Below are 18,921 nucleotides of genomic sequence, written 5' to 3'. Positions count from 1 at the left end.
TGGCGTCCCCCTCACTTCATAAACATGTCCAGGCCCACCAGCCGCTCCATCAGCACGATGAGGATCAGGGAGGCCAGCATCAGCAGCGTCGAGATCGCGGCCAGCGTGGGATCAAACGTCAGCTCCATGTAGTTCATGATCCGGATGGGCAGGGTGATGAACCGGGGCGTGGACAGCAGGCTGCTGAGGGCCACCTCGTCGAAGGAGTAGAGGAAAGCCAGCAGCGCCCCCGCCAGGATCCCCGGCTTTGCCAGCGGGATCGTGATCTTGAAGAACACCTGCACCGGGTTTGCCCCCAGGGAGGTGGCCGCATCCTCCAGCGTCCAGTTGAACACGTGCAGCACGGAGACCGTGTTGCGGACGATGTAGGGCAGGATGATGATGAAATGGCCGATGAATACCCGGGCCATGCCGGGCACACCGCCGATCTGGCTGTAGACCTGCAGCAGCACGAAGGCGAAGGCCACGCTGGGCACATACATGGGAGAGGTGAAGTAGTTCAGCAGCACGTTCTTCCCCTTGAAGTCGTAGCGGCAGATGGCCAGGGCCGCCGTCACGCCCAGCAGCACGTCCAGCGCCGTGGCCAGCAGGCCGATCTCCAGGCTTTTCACCAGGCCGTCCATGAAATGGGTGGAGGACGTGAAGATGTTGGCGTACCACTTCAGGGAGAAGCCCTGGGGCGGGAACGTCACCAGCGCCGTGGGCGTGAAGGAGGCGATCACGATGACCACCAGCGGCGCCACCAGGAAGATCATCACCAGAATGGCCACCAGTGTACAGAGCCAGTTGACACGGCGCTCACGCATTTTTCCCGCCTCCCATCCGTTTCATATATCTGCCTGTGACCAGGACCACGACCACCTGGACCGCCAGGATCACCGCCAGCAGAATGTAGCTGATGGCGGAGGCCGCGCCCCAGTCGAAGTTCACATTGATCTCCTGCACCACCATGGTGGCCATCATGCGGAATTTGGAGCCGCCCAGCAGCTTCGGCGTCACATAGGACGTCATGCTCATGGTGAACACCAGCACGCAGCCGGAGATGATGCCCGGCGTGCTGAGGGGGAAGACCACCTTCCGGAAGGTGGTCATGGGGGAGGCCCCCAGGCTGTAGGCCGCGTACTCCACATTGGGGTCGATGCTCTGCAGCACGCCCACCAGGGAGAGGATCATATAGGGGATCAGCAGATGGATCATGCCGATGATCACCGCCGCCTCCGTGTTGAGGAGCTTCAGCGGCTCGGAGATCAGACCCAGCCCCAGCAGCAGCTGGTTCAAGAGGCCGTTGGTGCCCAGGATCACCATCCACCCGTAGGACCGGACCACCGCGCTCACCAGGAACGGGAAGAGGATCACGATCACCATAGCCTGCTTCAGCCGGGAGGTGGTCCTGGCCATGTAATAGGCCGTGGGATACCCCAGCAGCAGCGACACCGCCGTGGAGACCAGGGAGACCCGTATCGTCGTCCAGAGGATGTCCAGGTAAAAGGGATCTGTGAAAAATTCCGTGAAATCCGCCGTTCCATTCTCCGTCAGAGTCCGGATCAGGATATAGACCATGGGGAGAATGAAGAAAAACAGCAGCGCCAGTGATGCCGGCAGTGCCAGCAGAATTGCTTGCTTTCTCCGCTCCATCAGGACCCCCTCCTTTCTTCGATCAGCGGCAGGAACCGCTTGTGCGCCACATCCACCAGCCCCCGGTCCGTGCACTTGATCTCCGGGGAGACCGCCAGGGGCATGATGGTAAAAAAGGACATCAGGTCCTTATGGTGAAAGCCCATGCGCGCACAGTCGGACAGAAACGCCCGCAGCTGGGCCAGCAGCGTCTCCGGCCGCTCCGGGGACAGCAGGCCCGCCAGCGGCAGCGGCACCTGAGTCAGCAGGCGGCCGCCGGAAGCGGCACAGATGCCGCCCTGCATCTCAATGACGCCGTTGGCTGCCAGGGCCATGTCGGCGTCGTTCCCGCCGAACACCGTGAGGTTGTGGGCGTCATGGCCATACGTCAGGGCCACGGCGCCGGAGACCGGCCCCATCCCCTCGATCAGCGCCAGGCCGTGCTGACGCTTCCCATATCGGTTGAACACTGCCATCTTCAGATAGCCGCCGGTGTCCAGCGCCGGATGTCCGTCCGCGTCCGCAGTGACCGGCAGCTCTCTCTGGGCCCGGGTCGTCCGGGCGGACACGCCGTCCTCCCGGATCACGTTCACCAGGGCAGTCTCCCCCGCCGGGGCCGGGATCACCAGATCGCTCTCCGCCACCGGCGCGCACCGGACGGTGCCCCGCAGCACGGCGGACAGGTCCGGCCGGGGCAGCGGCTCCAGCAGCCGCCCGCCCCGGCACACCGGACGGCCGGCGCAGAACACGGCCTCCGGCCTGGGCTCCCGCAGGTCCCGCACCAGCTGGATGTCCGCGGCCATGCCCGGCGCAATGGCGCCCACGTCATAGAGCCGCAGCCGCCGGGCGGGATTGATGGTGGCGAACCGGACGGCCCGCACCGGATCCAGCCCCAGGGCCACGGCCTCCGCCACCACGCGGTTCAAATGTCCCCGCTCCATCAGTTTCGGGAGGGGAACGTCGTCGGTCACCAGGCAGATCTGATCCTGCACCGGCGCGCTGTTCATGGCCTCTGCCATCTCCCGGCTCAGGTTGCCGGACTGGATCTGCACGTTGAAGCCCAGAGCCAGCTCCTCCCGCAGCTTGTCCGCCGTCCGCAGGGTGTGGTCGCTGTCGATCCCGGCGGCCCGGAAGGCCTGCAGGTCCCGCCCGGTCAGCAGAGAGGCGTGCCCGTCCACGAGGCATCCCCGCTTCAGCGCCTCCTCCACCACGGAGAGGATGCGCGTCTCCCCGGCGGCCACGGCGTGGAAGTCCATCACCTCGCCCAGGCCGGAGATGCCCGGCAGATCCAGCAGGCGGGCGGCCTCCTCCGGCCCCACGTCATAGCCGGAGTCCTCAAAGCCCGGCGCGGAGGGGATGGTGGAGGGCGCCATCATCAGCACCCGCAGGGGCAGGCCGCCGGCGGCCTCTCTCAGGGCCCGGACCCCTTCCAGGCCCAGGACATTGCCCATCTCATGGGGGTCCGCCGCCACCGTGGTGGTGCCGCAGGCCAGGACCACCTCCGCAAAATGTGCTGGCGTCAGCATGCTGCTCTCCAGGTGCATGTGGGCGTCCACGAACCCCGGGAGCGCATAGCAGCCGCCGCCGTCCAGCTCTTCTTCCGCCTGACAGGCAAAGTCCATGGGGCCCGCATAGGCGATGCGGTCATCCACAATGCCGATGGAGCCCTCTGTCACCGTATCATTATACACATTCACGATCCGCACGTTGCGGATCACCAGGGAAAAGGGACTGCGCCCCTGGACAGCGCCGATCACCCGTGTGCGCATGGGCAGTTCTTTCTCTCCTCAACTCCAGGCGGCACAAGGCCGCCGCCTTAATGATACTACCTTTTGAACTGGTTTATCATATCCCATGTTTCCCCGTCTGTCAACAAACCCTTGCAAATTTTCGCATTTTATATAAAATATGGAGAGGCAGCCGTGGATTTCTGCGGCAATTGGTAAAATCGATCTCAAGGAGGTCTTCATATGACGAAAGAGGCGCTGAAAGCGCAGTGTCTCCAGGCCATCGATGAACATCAGGACGCCATCATCCGGATCGGCCAGGAGATCTTCTCCCACCCGGAGCTGGGCTTCAAGGAGCGGCGGACGGCGGAGCTGGTGCGCAGCACCTTTGCGCAGCTCCGGATCCCGTTCCGGGACCATCTGGCCATCACCGGCGTCCGGGGCGATCTGAAGGGCCGGGCGCCCGGCCCCCGGGTCATGGTGATGGGAGAGCTGGACGCGGTGGTCTGCCCCCTGCACCCCCAGGCGGACCGGGAGACCGGCGCCGCCCACTCCTGCGGCCACAACGCCCAGATCGCCGCCATGCTGGGCGCCGCCATGGGCCTGGCACCCCTGGCGGACCAGCTGGACGGGGACGTGGCCTTCGTGGCCGTGCCGGCGGAGGAATACGTGGAGCTGGAGTACCGGGAGCGGCTGCAGCAGGAGGGGCAGATTCGCTTCTTCGGCGGCAAGCAGGAGCTCCTGCGGCAGGGCATCCTGGACGACATCGACATGGGCATGATGATCCACTCCCATGCCGGCGTCCGGGACCGCCGCTTCCTCATCGGCTGCGACAGCTCCGGCTTTCTGGGCAAGCTGATCCGCTTCACCGGGCGGGAGGCCCACGCGGGCGCCCGGCCCTTTGACGGCATCAACGCCCTGAACGCCGCCGCCCTCTCCCTGCTGGCCATCAACTCCCAGCGGGAGACCTTCCGGGAGAAGGACCGCATCCGGGTCCACCCCATCATCACCAAGGGCGGGGATCTGGTGAACATCGTCCCGGCGGACGTGCGGATGGAGACCTATGTCCGGGGCACCAATCTGGAGGCCATCCTGGACGCCTCCGAAAAGGTGAACCGGTCCCTGCGGGGCTGCGCCTATGCCATCGGGGCCCAGGTGGACATCCAGGAGATGCCCGGCTATCTCCCCCTGATCCAAGACCCGGACCTGTCCGCCCTGTTCGCCGCCAATGCCGAGACCCTGCTGGGCGCCGGCACCAACATCTACGGCCAGGAGCTGATGGGCGCCACGGACGCCGGCGATGTCAGCTCCCTCATGCCCTTCATCCACATCTCCACCGGCGGCTACGACGGAGATGCCCACAGCAAGGACTTCACCATCTGCGATCCGGAGATGGCCTATGTGATGCCTGCCAGGGCCATGGCCATGACGGTCATCGACCTGCTTTGGGACGGCGCCGCCAAGGCCCGGGCCATCCGGGAGTCCTTCCGGCCGAAATTCACCCGGGAGACGTATCTGCAGTTCTGGGACCGCTTCTGCGCCGGGACCGTGGACCGCAGCAGCTTTTGACAAGGAGGATGCGTATGTTTTCACAAGAGGTCCTGGCTCTGGAGCCCCAGTTCATCGCCTGGCGGCGGGAGCTGCACGCGGCGCCGGAGCTGTCTTTCCAGGAGTTCCGCACCACGGATTTCCTGCTGGAGCATCTGCGGGCCATTCCCGGCCTGGAGCTCCAGCGCCCCACCAAGACCGGCGTGGTGGCAGTGCTGCGGGGCGCCTACCCCGGCCCCGCCATCGCCCTGCGGGCGGATATCGACGCCCTGCCCATCACCGAGGAGACAGGACTGCCCTTCGCCTCCAAGACGCCGGGCGTCATGCACGCCTGCGGCCATGACGGCCACGCCGCCATGCAGCTGGCGGCGGCACAGATCCTGGCCGGACAGCGGGAACAGCTCCACGGCGAAGTGCGCTTCCTTTTTCAGCATGCGGAGGAGCTGCCTCCCGGCGGCGCCGCGGAGATGCTGCGGGCCGGCGTGATGGAGGGCGTCTCCGAGGTCTACGGCATGCACCTGAGCTCCAGCTTCCCCACCGGCACCTTCGGCATCCGGTCGGGCGCCCTCACCAGCGCCACGGACCGGTTCGATATCCAGGTCATCGGCAAGGGCGGACACTCTGCCTTTCCGGAGACCTGCGTGGACCCCATCGTGACGGCGGCCCAGATCATCACGGCCCTGCAGACCGTGGTGGCCCGCCGGGTCCGGGCGGTGGAGCCCGCCGTGGTGTCCGTCTGCATGGTCCAGGGCGGGCAGGCCTACAACATCATCCCCGGCGAGGTCACCATCACCGGCTCCACCCGCACCTTTGACCGGGAGACCCGCCGGACACTGCCCCAGACGCTGGAGCAGATCGTCAGGGGCGTCTGCGACGCCGCCGGCGCCTCTTACACCTTCCGGTTCTCCCTGGGCTACGCCTCGGTCATCAACGACCCGGATCTGACCCAATTCGGCCGTCAGCTGGTCCAGGACACCTTCGGCAGGGAGGCGGCCCTGGAGATCGAGCCCCTGATGCCGGGAGAGGACTTCTCCGCCCTGCAGGAGAACTGTCCGGGCTTCTTTGTGGAGCTGGGCGCCCGGAACGAGGCCACCGGCTGTACGGTCCCCCACCACAACAGCCGCTATCTGATGGACGAGGCGGCGCTGAAGTACGGCGTGGAGTATCTCTGCCGCCTGGTGCGGGGCCGGCTGCAGGGCGCGTGAGCCCCGCTCCCCGGCGGCCGCAGGCAGTCTTCCGGGAATGTGTGCCCTCTGCCCCGGGCTTTTGAGACTTGCAGATGCAAAACGCAAAAGCGGCGGACATCCTGTGGATGTCCGCCGCTTTTGGAAAGACCGGGCACGCCTTTCCTCCTCTAAAGCAAGGAAACGATAAAAGTCACTTTCAAACAACTGATCCTGCACGATCCCGTATTTTTCGAACTCACTCTCCACAAACACTTTGGCGATCTCATGGGCCATCCGGCCAGTGTCGTGGAGGATCTCGTGCTCATTGGATTCCAGAAAGCGGTTCAATCTTTGAGGCCAGTCCTGCATGGCCATAGGGATGTGGCGGCTGGCCTGATATTCCGCATAGTCCAAATACATGGTGACGATACGCTCCGGCGCCTGCAGTTCCTCTTTGGAGAGGTCGTTCTTGGCAATAGATACACCGTACTTCTGGATCTTCTCATCCGGATACCGCTCCCAGGAGGTCAGCCCCATGTGGGGCTTTTCCGCGTTGGCCCGTTCCATGATCAGTTCCGCCGCTGTGTGGCGGTGGATGGCCCAGTGGAGCTTGTTCTGCACCTCCGCGAAGAACAGGCGCGTTGTCTTGGCTGACTTGTCGTAATCCAACGCGGTGGCATAGATATCTGTGATCTTCTGGTAGAACCTGCGCTCAGACATCCGAATTCCCGGATCTGTTCCAGCAGGTGGTCGAAGTATTCTTTGGTGAGTACGCTGCCGCCGTTTTTCAGGCAGTCACTGTCTATAGCCCAGCCCTGGATCGTATCGTCCTTGACGATACCGTTGGCCCACTTGCGGAACTGAACCGCCCAGTCGTTGTTGACTTTGAAGCCCACAGCGATGATGGCCTGCAGATTAGAGTGGTTCGTGTTGTACTGTTTCCCAGCTGAGGCAGTTACTAAGAAATACTTAATAACTGCCTCCTTGTTCAGTTCCCCATCTTCAAAAATGGTTTTCAGAAGCTGATTGACGGCCGCTACAGAGACATCACAAAGAGCTGCCATCATCTTCTGCGTCAACCAGATATTTTCGTCCTCGTAGCGCATCTCCATGCTTTCCGCGCCATTGCCGGTGGTGGCGGCGAAGGCCAGGTATTCCGCCGCGCTGGAGCGGATCGGATGCTTTGGTACATGTGGTCTGGCACTGTCACCCCCTCCTTCTTCCAATCTGATTCCATATTGCTCCAACAACCTCTGCGCCTCAGCCTCACCTGCGGGGGTGATTTGAGCGGGCCGGGTGCATCCGCTGTCACAAATCGGCCCATCCTCTGCCAGTTCATTCAGGATTTGGAAATCGCATCCTTTCCAGCACCGGCGGACAAGGGGTACTGCCCCAGTTCTTTCTTTTATACCGCCCTGAGTCCCGGCGTGTCATGCTCCTCCCAAGAGGTCAGGTACATCAGCATAAGCGTCAGTTCCCTGATTCGTTTTGCCTGCCCATCTGCCATCCAGTCCCGCCTCCATTTTCTGCCATTGATGTCACCATACCATATAGAGGGCATCCAGTCCATTCCATGTCCGCGGGATTTCCTCACGAAACACAGCGGGCAGCTGTCTCCAATGGCTCTGCAAACGATTTGTGCCAGGGTCTTCAGGTAGTGTGGAAATTCCCGATAGGCCGGCGGTGCGGCTGTCAACTTACCAGGATCACAGCTACTTGCTGAAAACCACATTTCTTGACTGCAGAAGGACAAGTGCCATTTAATTATTTTGATAAAATCTAAGAAACCACTTCGTTTATCAGGGGCCATCCTCTCAGCCCCCCTTTTGAGCAAAACAGCTCAAAAGGGGATCGTCCCTGCGCCTCGCTGTCCAAACAGCTTTCTTTTTTCAACAGAATCGTATAAAATAAGACCTCATTTTATATGAAGAGAGGTCTTTCATATGGTACATACAAAATACAATTTTAAATGGTTTGAGAAGGAGGATAATCGCAGGGCGCTCCGTGCCTCGATCAGCACGGACGGCAAGCTTCGTCTGGGGAAGCCGCTGTGTAATGTGCTTCCCCCGTATATCCGGGTCGGGTTTGATTCAAAGCTCAAGATTTTGGCCATTGCCGACGGCCATGGAACCGGGATTGGCCGGCCACACTGCGGGATTATGTCGGCGCAAGCCCTCTCTGCTCAAATTGCCTCTACCGGCCTGCGCTTCCCCCTCTCTTTTCGTCTGAGCCGCGACGAGCGTACCGGCTATTTCCTGGGAAGGATCATTCCAAGACGACGCCTGGATAAGAATTCTGCGCAGCCGCAGTATGATCCGGAGCAGCTTCTCATTCTCTACTAGCACCTTGTGGATCAGATGGTAAGTCAGCTGGCCAAGAGTACACCGCTTTCGGAACGCCGGGCCTGTGCCGCGGAGGCGTTTTATACCGCCGTGCAGAGATATTGTCCGGCTTGTGGAGATTTAGAAACATATCTGCAAGAGCAGATCCAGCGAGAGCTCCTGCTGGAAAACAAGCAACATGTCGCTGCCTATTCCCACCTGTCGCTGGATCAGCCGCTTACCAGCGACGGAGAGGATGATTTCTGCCTCTATGATACTCTTGCGGATGCCTCCTTTGATGGGGTCGCGGCGGTGGAGGCCCGGATCATGGCGGAGCAATTTCTGGACAGCCTTTCCCGCCAGGAAAGAAGGCTTGTTCATATGCTTCAGGAGGGGTGCCTGCTGTCAAGTATTGCCGAGGAGCTGAACCTGACGGAGGATGAGATCACTGCAATGGGAAGCGAAATCGGCCGGAAGCGAAAAGCGTTTTACGACGTAAAGTACAGTTTACAAGGGACTACACAGGGTAGGTATCTGACGGGAGGGGTGCCGCCAGTCAGATTTTCCATGTGATGTTCAAGCTGTCGCTTGTGGCGGCTATGGTGGTGATCATCAAATCCACCACACGCCGCTTGTCATCAAAAGATACATTCTCCCAGGTATCGAGGTAGCCGGAAATCTGGCTGACCTGTTCCGGGCTGATGGCCTCCACAGTCAACTCCGCTATCCTTGCCAGAAGTTCCTGCTTGCGCCCGTCCAGTTCCGCTATCTTCACATTCACATAGGAGAACAGGACATTGTTTGCCCCCGTCAGACTGTCCACCAGCTTTTCAATCTCGCTGTCTACATGGGCAAGTTCCACTTGCAGGGCGGTGATTTTCGGGTTTGCCTTTGCCGCTTTCTTTTTTCCTGTCAGCGTCTTGTAGCTTGCCAGCTTCTTTACCATCTGCTGATAAACAACCGCTTCCAGTTCCGAAGTGATGATTTTCCCACAGCCAGGACAGCTTTTATTGTCCAGCCGTTTCGTGCAGCGGAGATACTGTTTGCCGGAGGGATTGTAGATACTCATAAGAGCATACCCGCAATTCCCGCACTTGATTTTTCCTGCCAGCCATGTGTGGGTGGCTTTCCGGGCAGACTGGATTTTCATGTTGTTCATCAGCTTCTTGCGGCAGGTCAGCCAGGTGTCGGAGGGGACGATACCCTCATGGGGAGCCAGTACCAGCATTTGGTCTTTTAAGTCGTTTTTCTTGCTGGCCTTTACATCTCGCCCTTGATACAGATAGCAGCCGTTCATGCCCGTAAAATCGGCAACGTCATTGACAATGACTGTACCTTGACTTTTGAAAAATTCGTACACATCAAGGTCTGCCTGCACATAGACAGGATTGCGTAACATCTGCGCCAGCGTGGGGCGTATCAGCTCTTTGCCATGGAACAAAATCCCCTGTTCGGCAAAGTACCGGGTAATGTCCCCGTAGGAAGTTGTGGGCTGGGCGTACATCTCAAACATCAGCCGGATATTGGCCGCTTCCTCCGGGTTTACCACCAGCTTCTTTGTGTTGATACCGTCCATCTTGATAGGCTCCGTATGGAAGCCGTAAGGGGCTTTCCCGCCCATCTTAAAGCCCCGCTGACTGCGGGAGTAGTAAGCGTCCGTTACCCGCTTCTGTATCGTTTCCCGTTCAAGCTGGGCGAACACGATACAGATATTCAGCATGGCCCGTCCCATCGGCGTGGAGGTATCAAACTTTTCCGTAGAGGACACAAACTCCACATTGTACTGCTGGAACAGCTCCATCATGTTGGCAAAGTCCAGAATGGAACGGCTGATACGGTCGAGCTTGTAAACCACGACCTTTGCAATCAAGCCCCGCTTGATGTCCCGCACCAGTTCTTGAAACTTCGGACGGTCTGTGTTCTTGCCGCTGTACCCTTTGTCTGTGTATTCCTTGCAGTTACCGCCTTTCAACTCGTATTTGCAAAATTCAATCTGGCTTTCAATGGAAATGCTGTCCTTTTTGTCTACCGATTGTCTTGCATAGATTGCGTCTATCCGATTGTTCATATTGTCGCTCCTTTTCTTAAAAAAGAAACGGAGCTGCTGACAGTTCTATTATACCGCCAGCAGCCCCGCAAATCAATGATGGGTTTGGAAAACCTTATGTCCCGGCTTCCTCACTCTCCCGCTTGTCGGCGTACTTGCGGAACACCTCATAAAGCTGCTGTTCCAGTTCCCGGCGTTTGGCTGCTTCCTGTTCCGGCGTGAACACCGGGGAGAGATTTTCCAGTGTGATTTCCTTTCCCTGAAAAGTCACGATTTCGATTTCCTTTTTGTATCTGATATTACTTATAAGATCACCTTTCCTTTCCATGCTGCCGCTGTTGCCGTTTCAGTTCCGCTAAAATCTCCGGCGGGATACGGTCAACCAGCCGCCGCATATCGTCCAGTTCGCTTTTTAACTTCGCCCGTTCCATCGTGTCATTCATCTTGCCTTTTTCGCTGGCCTTTGCCCTGACTTCCAGCTTTTCATTTTCCGCTAACAAGTCATTGATTGTGACCTTGTATTTTTTCAGTTGCCCGGAGAAGTTCTCCATCTGCGGAAACCACTTTTTCAGCATGGAGAGGGCTTCCTCTTTCTTCTTTCCGGCGTTCAGCGGGGTAATGCCGGAGAGAACCGCTTCAATGGCCCTCGCCTGTTTGGAGAGGTTGACCGCCTGTTTGAACAGCCGGGTGGGGATATGCTTCCGGCCCGTCTTGCTGGCGCTTTCCCCACGCTCCAGGTCGGGGTACTGCTCCACCATACAGGCGTGAAAATCGTCCTGCCACTTCGTCAGATTGGCCCGGTTGCCGATAATTTCTTTGGCGCACAGGCGGTTGTCCTTTGTCAGCGGCACAAAGACCAAGTGCAGATGGGGCGTTTTTTCATCCATGTGTACCATAGCCGAAACGATGTTCTCCCGGCCCACCCGGTCAATGAGGAAGTCCGCCGCCCTCTGGAAGTAGGCCGCTATCTCCTTTGGGGACTTGCCCTTGAAAAACTCCGGGCTGGCGGTAATCAGCGTGTCCACAAACCGAGTGCTGTCCTTGCGGGTGCGGCATCTGGCCTGCTCGATGCGGCTCTGAATGAAATGGTAGTAGCGGCCATCCGGCTTGACGATGTGGAAATTGTACTTGCTCCGGCTGGTGTCAATGTCCGGGTTGCTGGCGTACTGCTCCTTTTTCCGTTCATGGTGGGCTTCCAGCGGCCCCGCCGGGTGGCCCTTGTGCTTCTCAAATCGCAAAATTGCGTGTTGTGCCATTGAACTCCTTTCCCCATTCCATTCCTTTCCGGCGGGTTTTCCCGCCGAAAATATCTCTGATAGGATTGGAATGGAATGAATGTAAATAGATGGTTTTAATCTCTGTATTTCTATATACCGTCAGATTTCCGTACTTCAAGAGGATTGATTTTCGTACTCGCCAAGTACGGTTTTCAGCCCTCCGGCGTACCATAACCGGATTTCTTGAAGTCGGTGTTTGGAACCGCTTCATAGGATTTCGGGTAAATGCGGTTGGGTTTTCCACAGCCCTGTTTCTGGATTTCCACCAGCCCCGCATACTGCAACTCCCGCAGGGTGTTGACCGCTTTCTGCCGCCCGCAGCGGAGCAAAGCGACCACCTCGCAGATGGGGTAGTACAGGTAGACCCGCCCGTACTCGTCCGCCCAGCCGTTCTTCCGGGACAACTCCGCCCGGCGCAGGACAAAGGCATACAGCACCTTCGCTTCGTTGCTCAAGGGCTGGAATGTGGGTGCTTCAAAAAGGAAATTGGGGAGCCGGGTGAAACTGAACGCCTTTTCCGGCTGGTGAATATAAATCGTGTTTGTCATAGCGTGTTTTGTGGACGGTTAGAGGCCCGTTTTCCGGGGCGAATGATAAATGATACCAGCCGCCCCGGTTGAGGGCTTGCGGAGCCTTGCAAATCAAGGCTTTTCCCGCTCTTAACTGTCCACAGCAGACCTCCTTTTCCGTTCACTTTCTGTTTTCTGCCGCCTGTGAACTCTGGCGGCGCAGTCCGGGCAGTATTTGCCCCGGTTGGACTTCGGGACGAACACACCGCCGCACTCCGCACAGCGTTTCAAGTCCCTGTCCCGGTAAATCTCCGCTTCCAGCGTCCTGTCCAGCGGCAAGACCGCCCAGCGGAACCACTTGCAGCAGACGGAGAACGAAATCATCTGCGGACAGGCGCAGGTGTCGCCATCGTCCAGCGCAAGGCAGTTTCCGTCCTCGCAGTTGCAGCACTCCCGGCGTATCAGGCCGCTGGCTCGTCTCTTCTGGGGCGGGGTTATGCGGTAGGGGGAGCCGTCCGGCCTGTGTTCCAGCGGCGGCAGGTGTTGATAGGGTCTTTTGCTCATGCGTCCCTCCGTTTTCTTTGGCGTGTTCTGTTTCCAAGGTGCTTGTCCATCGATGAACTATCCCAAGTCTACACCTTTTTGACCGCCTGTGCCGTATATCCAAGAGGTAGGAAATCAGCCTGAAAAACTCCCTATTTCCACGCTCTCGGATTTGTGATATAATCAAAAAAAGATAAAAGACAAATTCAGGTTTCTGGTCTTCTTGCACAAAATAAAGGAGGAGCTATTATGCAAATTGTTTATATTCCAAGCGAATCAATGTCTGTTCAAGGTAAAAAAGATGAAATCTATAAAAGATATGGGAAAGACTGGAATATTAGAGAACAGGGAGGAGGTAACGGAAATTGGTTGTTGACCAGAAAAAGTGATGTGCTTGTAGATGGAAAAAGTTATCGTACTTTTGTACTTGAACACTACGGTAAATCCAAGCTGACAGCGAAGCTTGTTGATAAATTTCGTGAAGATGTAGCAAATGGTAAAATAAAACTGTAAATGCCTATGCCGTTATGCTATGAGCATAGTACATAGCATAACGGCTTCTCTTTCGTTGAGCTAGCAAGGAGGGTGAATATGTCTTTATCCATACAAGAGCGATTAAAAGACCTACGTGTGGAGCGTGGCTTGACGCTGGGGCAGCTTGCGGAGCAGACCGGGCTTTCCAAGTCTGCGCTGGGCAGTTACGAAACGGAAGACTTCAAGGACATCAGCCACTATGCCCTTATCCGGCTGGCGAAGTTTTACGGTGTGACCGCTGATTATCTGCTGGGGCTGTCTGAAATGAAAAATCACCCAAACGCCGATCTTGCAGACCTGCGTTTGAGTGATGAAATGATTGACCTGCTGAAAAGCGGGAGGATAGACAATACCCTGCTGTGTGAGCTGGCGGCGCACCCGGATTTCCCCCGGCTGATGGCTGACCTTGAAATCTATGTGAACGGAACGGCACTGAAACAGGCGCAGGGTGCAAACGCCATAGTGGACACGATGAGCGCAACTGTTATAAAAAAGCATAATCCTGGCATGAGTGATACGCAGTTAAGACAGCTTATCACCGCCCATATTGATGAGGACGAGTTTTGCCGCTATGTGATACAACGGGACATAAACGGGATTGCCCTTGCTCTGCGGGAAACACACAAGGACGATTTTTTCAGCGTCCCAGAGGATAACCCGCTAAAAGAAATGCTGGAAACTGCTGGTGAAATCGTCAGCCAGGACAGCGACACGGAACAAGCGTACTTGGCGTTTATCTGCAAACGGCTCAAGCTGAATTTTAGGAAGCTGTCAGTAGAAGAACGGAAGTGGCTGAAAAAGATTGCGGAAAAATCCGACTTGCTGAAGAATCCAAAACCGCAGAGAGGACGAAGATAAAAAATGCCTGAACGGCGGTTCTGGTTTTTCAGAACCACCATCCAGGCATTTTGTTTAGTAATAGAAAAAGGTGCAGTTGATTATTGCGTATTGTCAATCTCTCTCAAACCGGGTAGTAAAAATACGGCAAGCGCAACGATGATAATGCCAATTCCGCAAATGACAAACCATTTCTCAACTCCCAGCCGCTCCGCCAGAGGCCCGGAAATGACAAGGCCAAACGGCATGGCGAGGGAAGCGGCGCTTGTCAGTAGAGAAAAAACTCTCCCCAGATATTCTGGTTTGACCGTTTCTTGAAAAATCGCATTTTGCACACCGTAAAATGGAGCGGAAATTCCCATAACAGTACAGCACACAACAAAGACAAGAAATGCGTCTGGCGGCAAAAGCCCGGAGAGCATATTGCTAACGCCCATCAGGAGAACGGAAAGACCGATGGTGTACCGCCGTTTCTTAAAACCGCCCCAAATGCTCAGAATGACTCCGCCAAGCAGCATACCAACCGCAAAAGCAATTTCAGCGGCAGAGGCATGGGCCGGTGTTCCTTTGAAGTATGACATACAGATGAGAGGAAAAAGCGTACTGATTGGCATATAAAAGAACATATAAATTACACCAATCCAGAGCAGAGCAAAGAGGCCCCTGTTTTGCTTTAATACCACATACCCCTCTTTCATATCCTGTAAAAACTGTTGTCTTTTCGTTTCTGGACATAGTTCAGGCGTTGGTATGGACGAAATCGCAACAGTCACACAGGCAAGGATTGCACCCACAATATCTAACAATATAATTGCATTAAGAGGCCAAACAGCATATAAAAACGCTGCGGCAGCTGGACTGATAATCGCACTTACTGCTTGCATGGTCTGCGTGTAACCAGCGCATTTTGTAAGTTCCTCTTTTGGCACAATCATAGGTGTTGCTGCGCTGAATGCTGGAGAATGAAAAGCAGTTCCCGCACTTCGGATTAACAGGACAACCATAATAGACCATACGGGCAATTCCATGTAAAACGCCACCAGCGCCAGAATACCGCCAGCGGCGGCAATTATCAAATCCGCACCAATCATTACGCTTTTACGGCTGTGCCGGTCAACAAAAGCACCTGCAAACGGGCCTAAACAGGCTTGCGGCAAAAATCCAATCAGTGTTGCCGCCGTCAATATGATTGCAGAATTAGTTTTCGCAACCAAATAAAAGATAATGGCCATTTGCAAAATACCGCTGCTAATAAAGGATATTGCTTGTCCGGCAAGAAGTGTAAAATAAGTTTTTCTCCATGAATTGTTGTTTTGGGTCATAATGCGAACCTCCTTTTTTATTGCATTGTTCCTTTGTTTCTGCAATAAAAAGCAGGCGTTGTCCCACAGAGAGGGCAGACGCCTGCATAACAACAAAGCACGAAAAAACACCACGATACAGTTCAAAGACTGCTCGTGTCAAACCTACGTGTTCCTTTGCATACGCACGCAAAAAAAGCCCACCATCATGTGGAAAGGTACTTCTACTTTTTATTGCTTATTAGCGTACACAAATTAACACACGTAAGCCTCCTTCCAATCTCAAACTGTCGCACAGTATAACACACATCCGATAGACTTGTCAACCATTTTTAACCTTGTTTTCCATCTTGTTTTTCCATCTCTTACGGGCAGTAGCAAAGCCAGGCGAGCCAGTCAACGGTCAAGATGAACGGCGCTTTCAGCGCCGCCGTTGACAGTCTCGCCCGTCTTTGCTAATGGGTAATCAAGGCGGGAAAGCCATTTTAGGGCTTTCCCGCCCATTTCAATTTTGGGAGAAGAAAGGCCCCAAAATGAACGAGTGCGGCCAAACACTTTTAGGGATTGGCCACCTTGTCCACCCATCCAGCGGGGCGGCGGGGAACGGTCAAGGCCGGGCGTCAGCCCATTCATTTCAGCCTTGACGGTTTCCTGCCGTCCTGCTACTTTTCCCGGAGTGTGGCCACACATCTGGTCACGGTGTCCAGAGCTTTGGGACTTTTTGTCCCATAGGCCGGGGGCGGAGGACGAGGGACGGGGGCTTTCATAATACGCCCTGTCTGCTGCTGAAATCAGCCCTTTGTTTCCGGCTTACCAGCCCCAAACAAAGCCCTGCTTTCCTGCCGCGTCAAATGCCCTTGCCCTCCCCGGCGGCAACGGTATTTTCAGGGCAACGCCGACAGAGCGTATAACACACTACACTTTGCTCCGCAAAGTCGTGTGCCAAATGGGGCGCTGCCCCCTTTGGAAACCCCCGCAACAAACAGGTGCTATGCACCCAGCCGGGAGCATAGCGCCGTTTGTTGTCAGCAGCCCGTTTCACGGTCTGCGTGTAGTTCCTTGTAAACTGACCTAAACTAAGAATTAAGTATCTATTCGATACAGAACTGTGAGGCCTGGGCATTCTGCCTGGCAGCGATTTTGGGCCTTAAAAAAAGCTGGGCGCAAGCGAAATATCGCTTGCGCCCAGCTGGAACATCGCAACACGTTTGCCTTTTCCCGATCGATGGCCACATGTCCATTTGACGCGAGATAATATCCGTATAGGGCGCCCATGGCGAAGATACTCCTCTCCGAATTTTGAATGTTACATATTTGGAAGTTTTCCCTAAGGCATCATGGAGAAGTCAGGGATATGTGAATTATAAACTTGCCAGAGGGCGCCGGAAGCTGTTCCTGTTATAATCCCCCGATTTTACTGTTTCTGGAAAAAGAATTGCCTCAAAACAGAAAGAAACCCGCTTTTGAACTCAATCAAAAGCAGGTTTCTTTTGTGGAAGGGACGGTTGAAATCGATATTTTGGATGGGCGGAACCGCTGCAGAAGAACTGCTAAACGGCCCTTCTGGGCCGCGGCGCGAGTGCGCCGCACAAGCGTTTTGGCCGTAGGCCAAAACCTTGGCGCAGGGGTGGCTCCGCCGCCCCGAGCATTGAAATCCCGAAGGGTGGAGCCGCCCTGCGGCGGCGGAACCCACAAAAAAGGACATCTGCTTTGCAGATGTCCTTTTTTGTGGAGCTAATGATGTGACTCGAACACACGACCTGCTGATTACGAATCAGCTGCTCTACCGACTGAGCTACATTAGCTTATCTCTGTGATCTGCCTGGATCTCTCCAGAGCGAGAATTATTTTATCACAGTTTCCTTCTGCCGTCAACTGGTTATTTTCAATTTCCGCAGGCGGTCTATATTCGCCGCTTTCTGTATAATACGATCTGTATTTTGCAGGAAGTCCTGCAAAATTTTTCACTGCCGTTCGCTCTGTTCTCTGAGCATTCGCTGGAATGCATCGGATTCTGCCAAGAAAACCTGTTGGGATTTACCCAAGAAATTTCGACAATTTCTGTCATTATTTTCTGTTGACTTCCTGTTTCTCCCTCTCCTCCCCCTCGTTTTTCATTTACATAATTTTTTCGATAATTCTCTTTTACAAAGAGTTATTCACATTTTCCACATGGTTTTCAACATCTACATTTTCCTTATATTTCAATAATCTTATTTATAATTGTATTAATTTCCCAATTTTTCTATCCGCCGTTTGAGGGCTTTGGAAGCTGCGCTTATATTTTACATAATATATCAAATTCAAAAACCTCCTCACAGATGTGACCGTTTTTTCCGGGTTCGGACGTATTTGAAAAGTTTTTTTGGCATGCCTTCAAAAAAGTAAGCTGCCCCCCTTTACAGATGCAGCTTGCATAGCCTTTTCATTCATTCCGGCAAAGAGAACAGGCGGCCGCTGACGCGGCCGCCTGTTCAATCTGCAATGTCCCTTGTGGCATAGGCATTCAGGTCCATCCCTGCTGTGTGCCCAGCCAGATACTCATAGTAGCCCTGGGCGCCGATCATGGCGCCGTTGTCGCCGCACAGCTTCAGCGGCGGCAGGTACAGCCGGACGCCCGCCTGGTCGCAGGCGCGCTGCAGGTCTCCCCGGATGATGGAGTTGGCCGCTACGCCGCCGGCGGCACAGAGGATCTTCCGCCCGGTCTGTCTGGCCGCCTCCATGGCCCGGGGCACCAGCGTGTCGCTGACCGCCTGGGCGAAGTCCCGGGCCAGGGCCGCCCGGTCCAGGGGCTCCCCCACCTGCTGTGCGTGGTGGGCCAGGTTCACCACCGCCGTCTTCAGGCCGGAGAAGCTCATGTCCAGCTCTGCCCCATCCACGTGGGCATGAGGCAGGGTGTAGACCCCGCCGGGGGACTGCTGTGCCAAAGCGTCCAGGGGGGCGCCGCCGGGATAGGGCAGGCCCAGCACCCGGGCCGCCTTGTCGAAGCACTCTCCAGCGGCGTCATCCCGGGTGGCGCCCAGGATCACCATGTCCGTGTAGTCCCGGACGTCCACGATTAGCGTGTTGCCGCCGGAGATGGCCAGGGCCAGGAAGGGCGGCTCTAAGTCCGGAAAGGCCAGGTAGTTGGCGGCGATGTGGCCCCGGATGTGGTGCACCGGGATCAGGGGCACCCCCAGGGCGAAAGCCACGGACTTGGCAAAGCTGAGGCCCACCAGCACCGCGCCGATAAGGCCCGGGGCGTAGGTCACCGCCACCGCGTCGATGTCTTGTTTGGTGCAGCCCGCCTCCCGGAGCGCCTGCTCCGTCAGGGCGGCGATGGCCTCCACATGCTTGCGGGAGGCGATCTCCGGCACCACGCCGCCGTACAGGGCGTGGAGGTCTGCCTGGGAGGCGATGGCATCCGACAAAACGGTGCGGCCGTCCTCCACCACGGCCACCGCCGTCTCGTCGCAGGAGGACTCAAAGGCCAGGATCTTCATGTGTTCACGCTTCTT

General features: G+C 56.4%; 16 protein-coding genes, 1 tRNA gene and 1 pseudogene. 6 read left to right on the top strand and 12 right to left on the bottom strand.

All coding sequences use genetic code 11. The features are described from left to right. Nucleotides 1-11: 11 nt before the first annotated feature. The 3 genes from H9X91_RS07985 to H9X91_RS07975 are packed head-to-tail and all read right to left on the bottom strand — an operon-like array spanning nucleotide 12 to nucleotide 3,383. Nucleotides 12-806: an ABC transporter permease gene (locus tag H9X91_RS07985; RefSeq protein ID WP_204804128.1), complete on the bottom strand. Its 795-nt coding sequence runs from the start codon at nucleotides 804-806 to the stop codon at nucleotides 12-14. Continuing rightward, the gene (locus H9X91_RS07980) at nucleotides 799-1,635 is read right to left on the bottom strand and encodes an ABC transporter permease (RefSeq protein ID WP_204804126.1); all 837 of its coding nucleotides are present in this window, start codon (nucleotides 1,633-1,635) and stop codon (nucleotides 799-801) included. Before H9X91_RS07980 ends, H9X91_RS07985 begins: the two co-directional genes overlap by 8 nt. Then, on the bottom strand, nucleotides 1,635-3,383 hold the full coding sequence (locus H9X91_RS07975) for an adenine deaminase (RefSeq protein ID WP_204804124.1): 1,749 nt from the start codon (nucleotides 3,381-3,383) through the stop codon (nucleotides 1,635-1,637). The genes H9X91_RS07980 and H9X91_RS07975 overlap by 1 nt, the downstream gene beginning before the upstream one ends. Nucleotides 3,384-3,584: 201 nt before the next feature. Here H9X91_RS07975 and H9X91_RS07970 point away from each other — a divergent pair, with 201 nt between their 5' ends. After that, nucleotides 3,585-4,910, top strand: a complete 1,326-nt coding sequence (locus H9X91_RS07970; RefSeq protein WP_204804122.1) for an amidohydrolase — start codon at nucleotides 3,585-3,587, stop codon at nucleotides 4,908-4,910. 14 nt (nucleotides 4,911-4,924) lie between these two features. Beyond that, nucleotides 4,925-6,094 (top strand): M20 metallopeptidase family protein, encoded by a 1,170-nt coding sequence (locus H9X91_RS07965; protein WP_204804121.1) that lies wholly within the window; start codon nucleotides 4,925-4,927, stop codon nucleotides 6,092-6,094. A gap of 126 nt (nucleotides 6,095-6,220) precedes the next feature. On the opposite strand, the pseudogene rhuM reads toward H9X91_RS07965, so the two are convergent. Next, a pseudogene (rhuM, locus tag H9X91_RS07960) lies at nucleotides 6,221-7,230 on the bottom strand (RhuM family protein); the annotation flags it as partial. A gap of 768 nt (nucleotides 7,231-7,998) precedes the next feature. On the opposite strand from rhuM, the gene H9X91_RS07950 reads away from it, so the two are divergent. Both H9X91_RS07950 and H9X91_RS07945 read left to right on the top strand, forming a co-directional pair. After that, the gene (locus tag H9X91_RS07950) at nucleotides 7,999-8,397 is read left to right on the top strand and encodes a hypothetical protein (RefSeq protein WP_204804120.1); all 399 of its coding nucleotides are present in this window, start codon (nucleotides 7,999-8,001) and stop codon (nucleotides 8,395-8,397) included. Between the two features lie 15 nt (nucleotides 8,398-8,412). After that, nucleotides 8,413-8,949, top strand: coding sequence for a sigma-70 family RNA polymerase sigma factor (locus H9X91_RS07945; RefSeq protein ID WP_204804119.1), 537 nt, complete (start codon nucleotides 8,413-8,415; stop codon nucleotides 8,947-8,949). Here the strand turns inward: H9X91_RS07945 and H9X91_RS07940 are convergent. From H9X91_RS07940 to H9X91_RS07920, 5 genes are all read right to left on the bottom strand, one after another. Further along, nucleotides 8,933-10,444, bottom strand: coding sequence for a recombinase family protein (locus H9X91_RS07940; protein ID WP_002575864.1), 1,512 nt, complete (start codon nucleotides 10,442-10,444; stop codon nucleotides 8,933-8,935). The genes H9X91_RS07945 and H9X91_RS07940 overlap by 17 nt on opposite strands. A 94-nt stretch (nucleotides 10,445-10,538) precedes the next feature. Beyond that, complete coding sequence (locus H9X91_RS07935) at nucleotides 10,539-10,730, bottom strand: hypothetical protein (protein ID WP_321118048.1); 192 nt, start codon at nucleotides 10,728-10,730, stop codon at nucleotides 10,539-10,541. Nucleotides 10,731-10,734: 4 nt separating this feature from the next. Then, nucleotides 10,735-11,679, bottom strand: coding sequence for a MobV family relaxase (mobV, locus tag H9X91_RS07930; protein WP_002575862.1), 945 nt, complete (start codon nucleotides 11,677-11,679; stop codon nucleotides 10,735-10,737). 173 nt (nucleotides 11,680-11,852) lie between these two features. Continuing rightward, the gene (locus H9X91_RS07925; RefSeq protein ID WP_002575861.1) at nucleotides 11,853-12,248 is read right to left on the bottom strand and encodes a replication initiator protein A; all 396 of its coding nucleotides are present in this window, start codon (nucleotides 12,246-12,248) and stop codon (nucleotides 11,853-11,855) included. Between the two features lie 111 nt (nucleotides 12,249-12,359). After that, on the bottom strand, nucleotides 12,360-12,773 hold the full coding sequence (locus H9X91_RS07920; protein WP_002575860.1) for a cysteine-rich VLP domain-containing protein: 414 nt from the start codon (nucleotides 12,771-12,773) through the stop codon (nucleotides 12,360-12,362). Nucleotides 12,774-13,001: 228 nt separating this feature from the next. On the opposite strand from H9X91_RS07920, the gene H9X91_RS07915 reads away from it, so the two are divergent. Further along, the gene (locus H9X91_RS07915) at nucleotides 13,002-13,265 is read left to right on the top strand and encodes a hypothetical protein (RefSeq protein ID WP_002575859.1); all 264 of its coding nucleotides are present in this window, start codon (nucleotides 13,002-13,004) and stop codon (nucleotides 13,263-13,265) included. 78 nt (nucleotides 13,266-13,343) lie between these two features. Next, the gene (locus H9X91_RS07910; RefSeq protein ID WP_002575858.1) at nucleotides 13,344-14,144 is read left to right on the top strand and encodes a helix-turn-helix domain-containing protein; all 801 of its coding nucleotides are present in this window, start codon (nucleotides 13,344-13,346) and stop codon (nucleotides 14,142-14,144) included. Between the two features lie 80 nt (nucleotides 14,145-14,224). Here the strand turns inward: H9X91_RS07910 and H9X91_RS07905 are convergent, their stop codons facing one another. The 3 genes from H9X91_RS07905 to tsaD form a co-directional block, all read right to left on the bottom strand. Beyond that, on the bottom strand, nucleotides 14,225-15,445 hold the full coding sequence (locus H9X91_RS07905; RefSeq protein ID WP_002584949.1) for an MFS transporter: 1,221 nt from the start codon (nucleotides 15,443-15,445) through the stop codon (nucleotides 14,225-14,227). A gap of 1,708 nt (nucleotides 15,446-17,153) precedes the next feature. Further along, nucleotides 17,154-17,229 (bottom strand) — tRNA-Thr (locus H9X91_RS07900). A gap of 669 nt (nucleotides 17,230-17,898) precedes the next feature. Further along, nucleotides 17,899-18,906: a tRNA (adenosine(37)-N6)-threonylcarbamoyltransferase complex transferase subunit TsaD gene (gene tsaD, locus H9X91_RS07895; protein WP_204804118.1), complete on the bottom strand. Its 1,008-nt coding sequence runs from the start codon at nucleotides 18,904-18,906 to the stop codon at nucleotides 17,899-17,901. Between the last annotated feature and the right edge of the window lie 15 nt (nucleotides 18,907-18,921).

The organism is Oscillibacter valericigenes, from assembly GCF_016902445.1.
Lineage (GTDB): Bacteria > Bacillota > Clostridia > Oscillospirales > Oscillospiraceae > Oscillibacter > Oscillibacter avistercoris.
Note: the sequence above shows the minus strand (reverse complement) of the source record. Positions and strands in the feature narration are given on the sequence as shown.

Excerpts from the sequence above, each read along its gene's own strand:
- H9X91_RS07985 (WP_204804128.1), bottom strand. The coding sequence starts at position 806 with ATGCGTGAGCGCCGTGTCAACTGGCTCTGTACACTGGTGGCCATTCTG.
- H9X91_RS07980 (WP_204804126.1), bottom strand. The coding sequence starts at position 1,635 with ATGGAGCGGAGAAAGCAAGCAATTCTGCTGGCACTGCCGGCATCACTG.
- H9X91_RS07975 (WP_204804124.1), bottom strand. The coding sequence starts at position 3,383 with ATGCGCACACGGGTGATCGGCGCTGTCCAGGGGCGCAGTCCCTTTTCC.
- H9X91_RS07970 (WP_204804122.1), top strand. The coding sequence starts at position 3,585 with ATGACGAAAGAGGCGCTGAAAGCGCAGTGTCTCCAGGCCATCGATGAA.
- H9X91_RS07965 (WP_204804121.1), top strand. The coding sequence starts at position 4,925 with ATGTTTTCACAAGAGGTCCTGGCTCTGGAGCCCCAGTTCATCGCCTGG.
- H9X91_RS07950 (WP_204804120.1), top strand. The coding sequence starts at position 7,999 with ATGGTACATACAAAATACAATTTTAAATGGTTTGAGAAGGAGGATAAT.
- H9X91_RS07945 (WP_204804119.1), top strand. The coding sequence starts at position 8,413 with ATGGTAAGTCAGCTGGCCAAGAGTACACCGCTTTCGGAACGCCGGGCC.
- H9X91_RS07940 (WP_002575864.1), bottom strand. The coding sequence starts at position 10,444 with ATGAACAATCGGATAGACGCAATCTATGCAAGACAATCGGTAGACAAA.
- mobV (WP_002575862.1), bottom strand. The coding sequence starts at position 11,679 with ATGGCACAACACGCAATTTTGCGATTTGAGAAGCACAAGGGCCACCCG.
- H9X91_RS07925 (WP_002575861.1), bottom strand. The coding sequence starts at position 12,248 with ATGACAAACACGATTTATATTCACCAGCCGGAAAAGGCGTTCAGTTTC.
- H9X91_RS07920 (WP_002575860.1), bottom strand. The coding sequence starts at position 12,773 with ATGAGCAAAAGACCCTATCAACACCTGCCGCCGCTGGAACACAGGCCG.
- H9X91_RS07915 (WP_002575859.1), top strand. The coding sequence starts at position 13,002 with ATGCAAATTGTTTATATTCCAAGCGAATCAATGTCTGTTCAAGGTAAA.
- H9X91_RS07910 (WP_002575858.1), top strand. The coding sequence starts at position 13,344 with ATGTCTTTATCCATACAAGAGCGATTAAAAGACCTACGTGTGGAGCGT.
- H9X91_RS07905 (WP_002584949.1), bottom strand. The coding sequence starts at position 15,445 with ATGACCCAAAACAACAATTCATGGAGAAAAACTTATTTTACACTTCTT.
- tsaD (WP_204804118.1), bottom strand. The coding sequence starts at position 18,906 with ATGAAGATCCTGGCCTTTGAGTCCTCCTGCGACGAGACGGCGGTGGCC.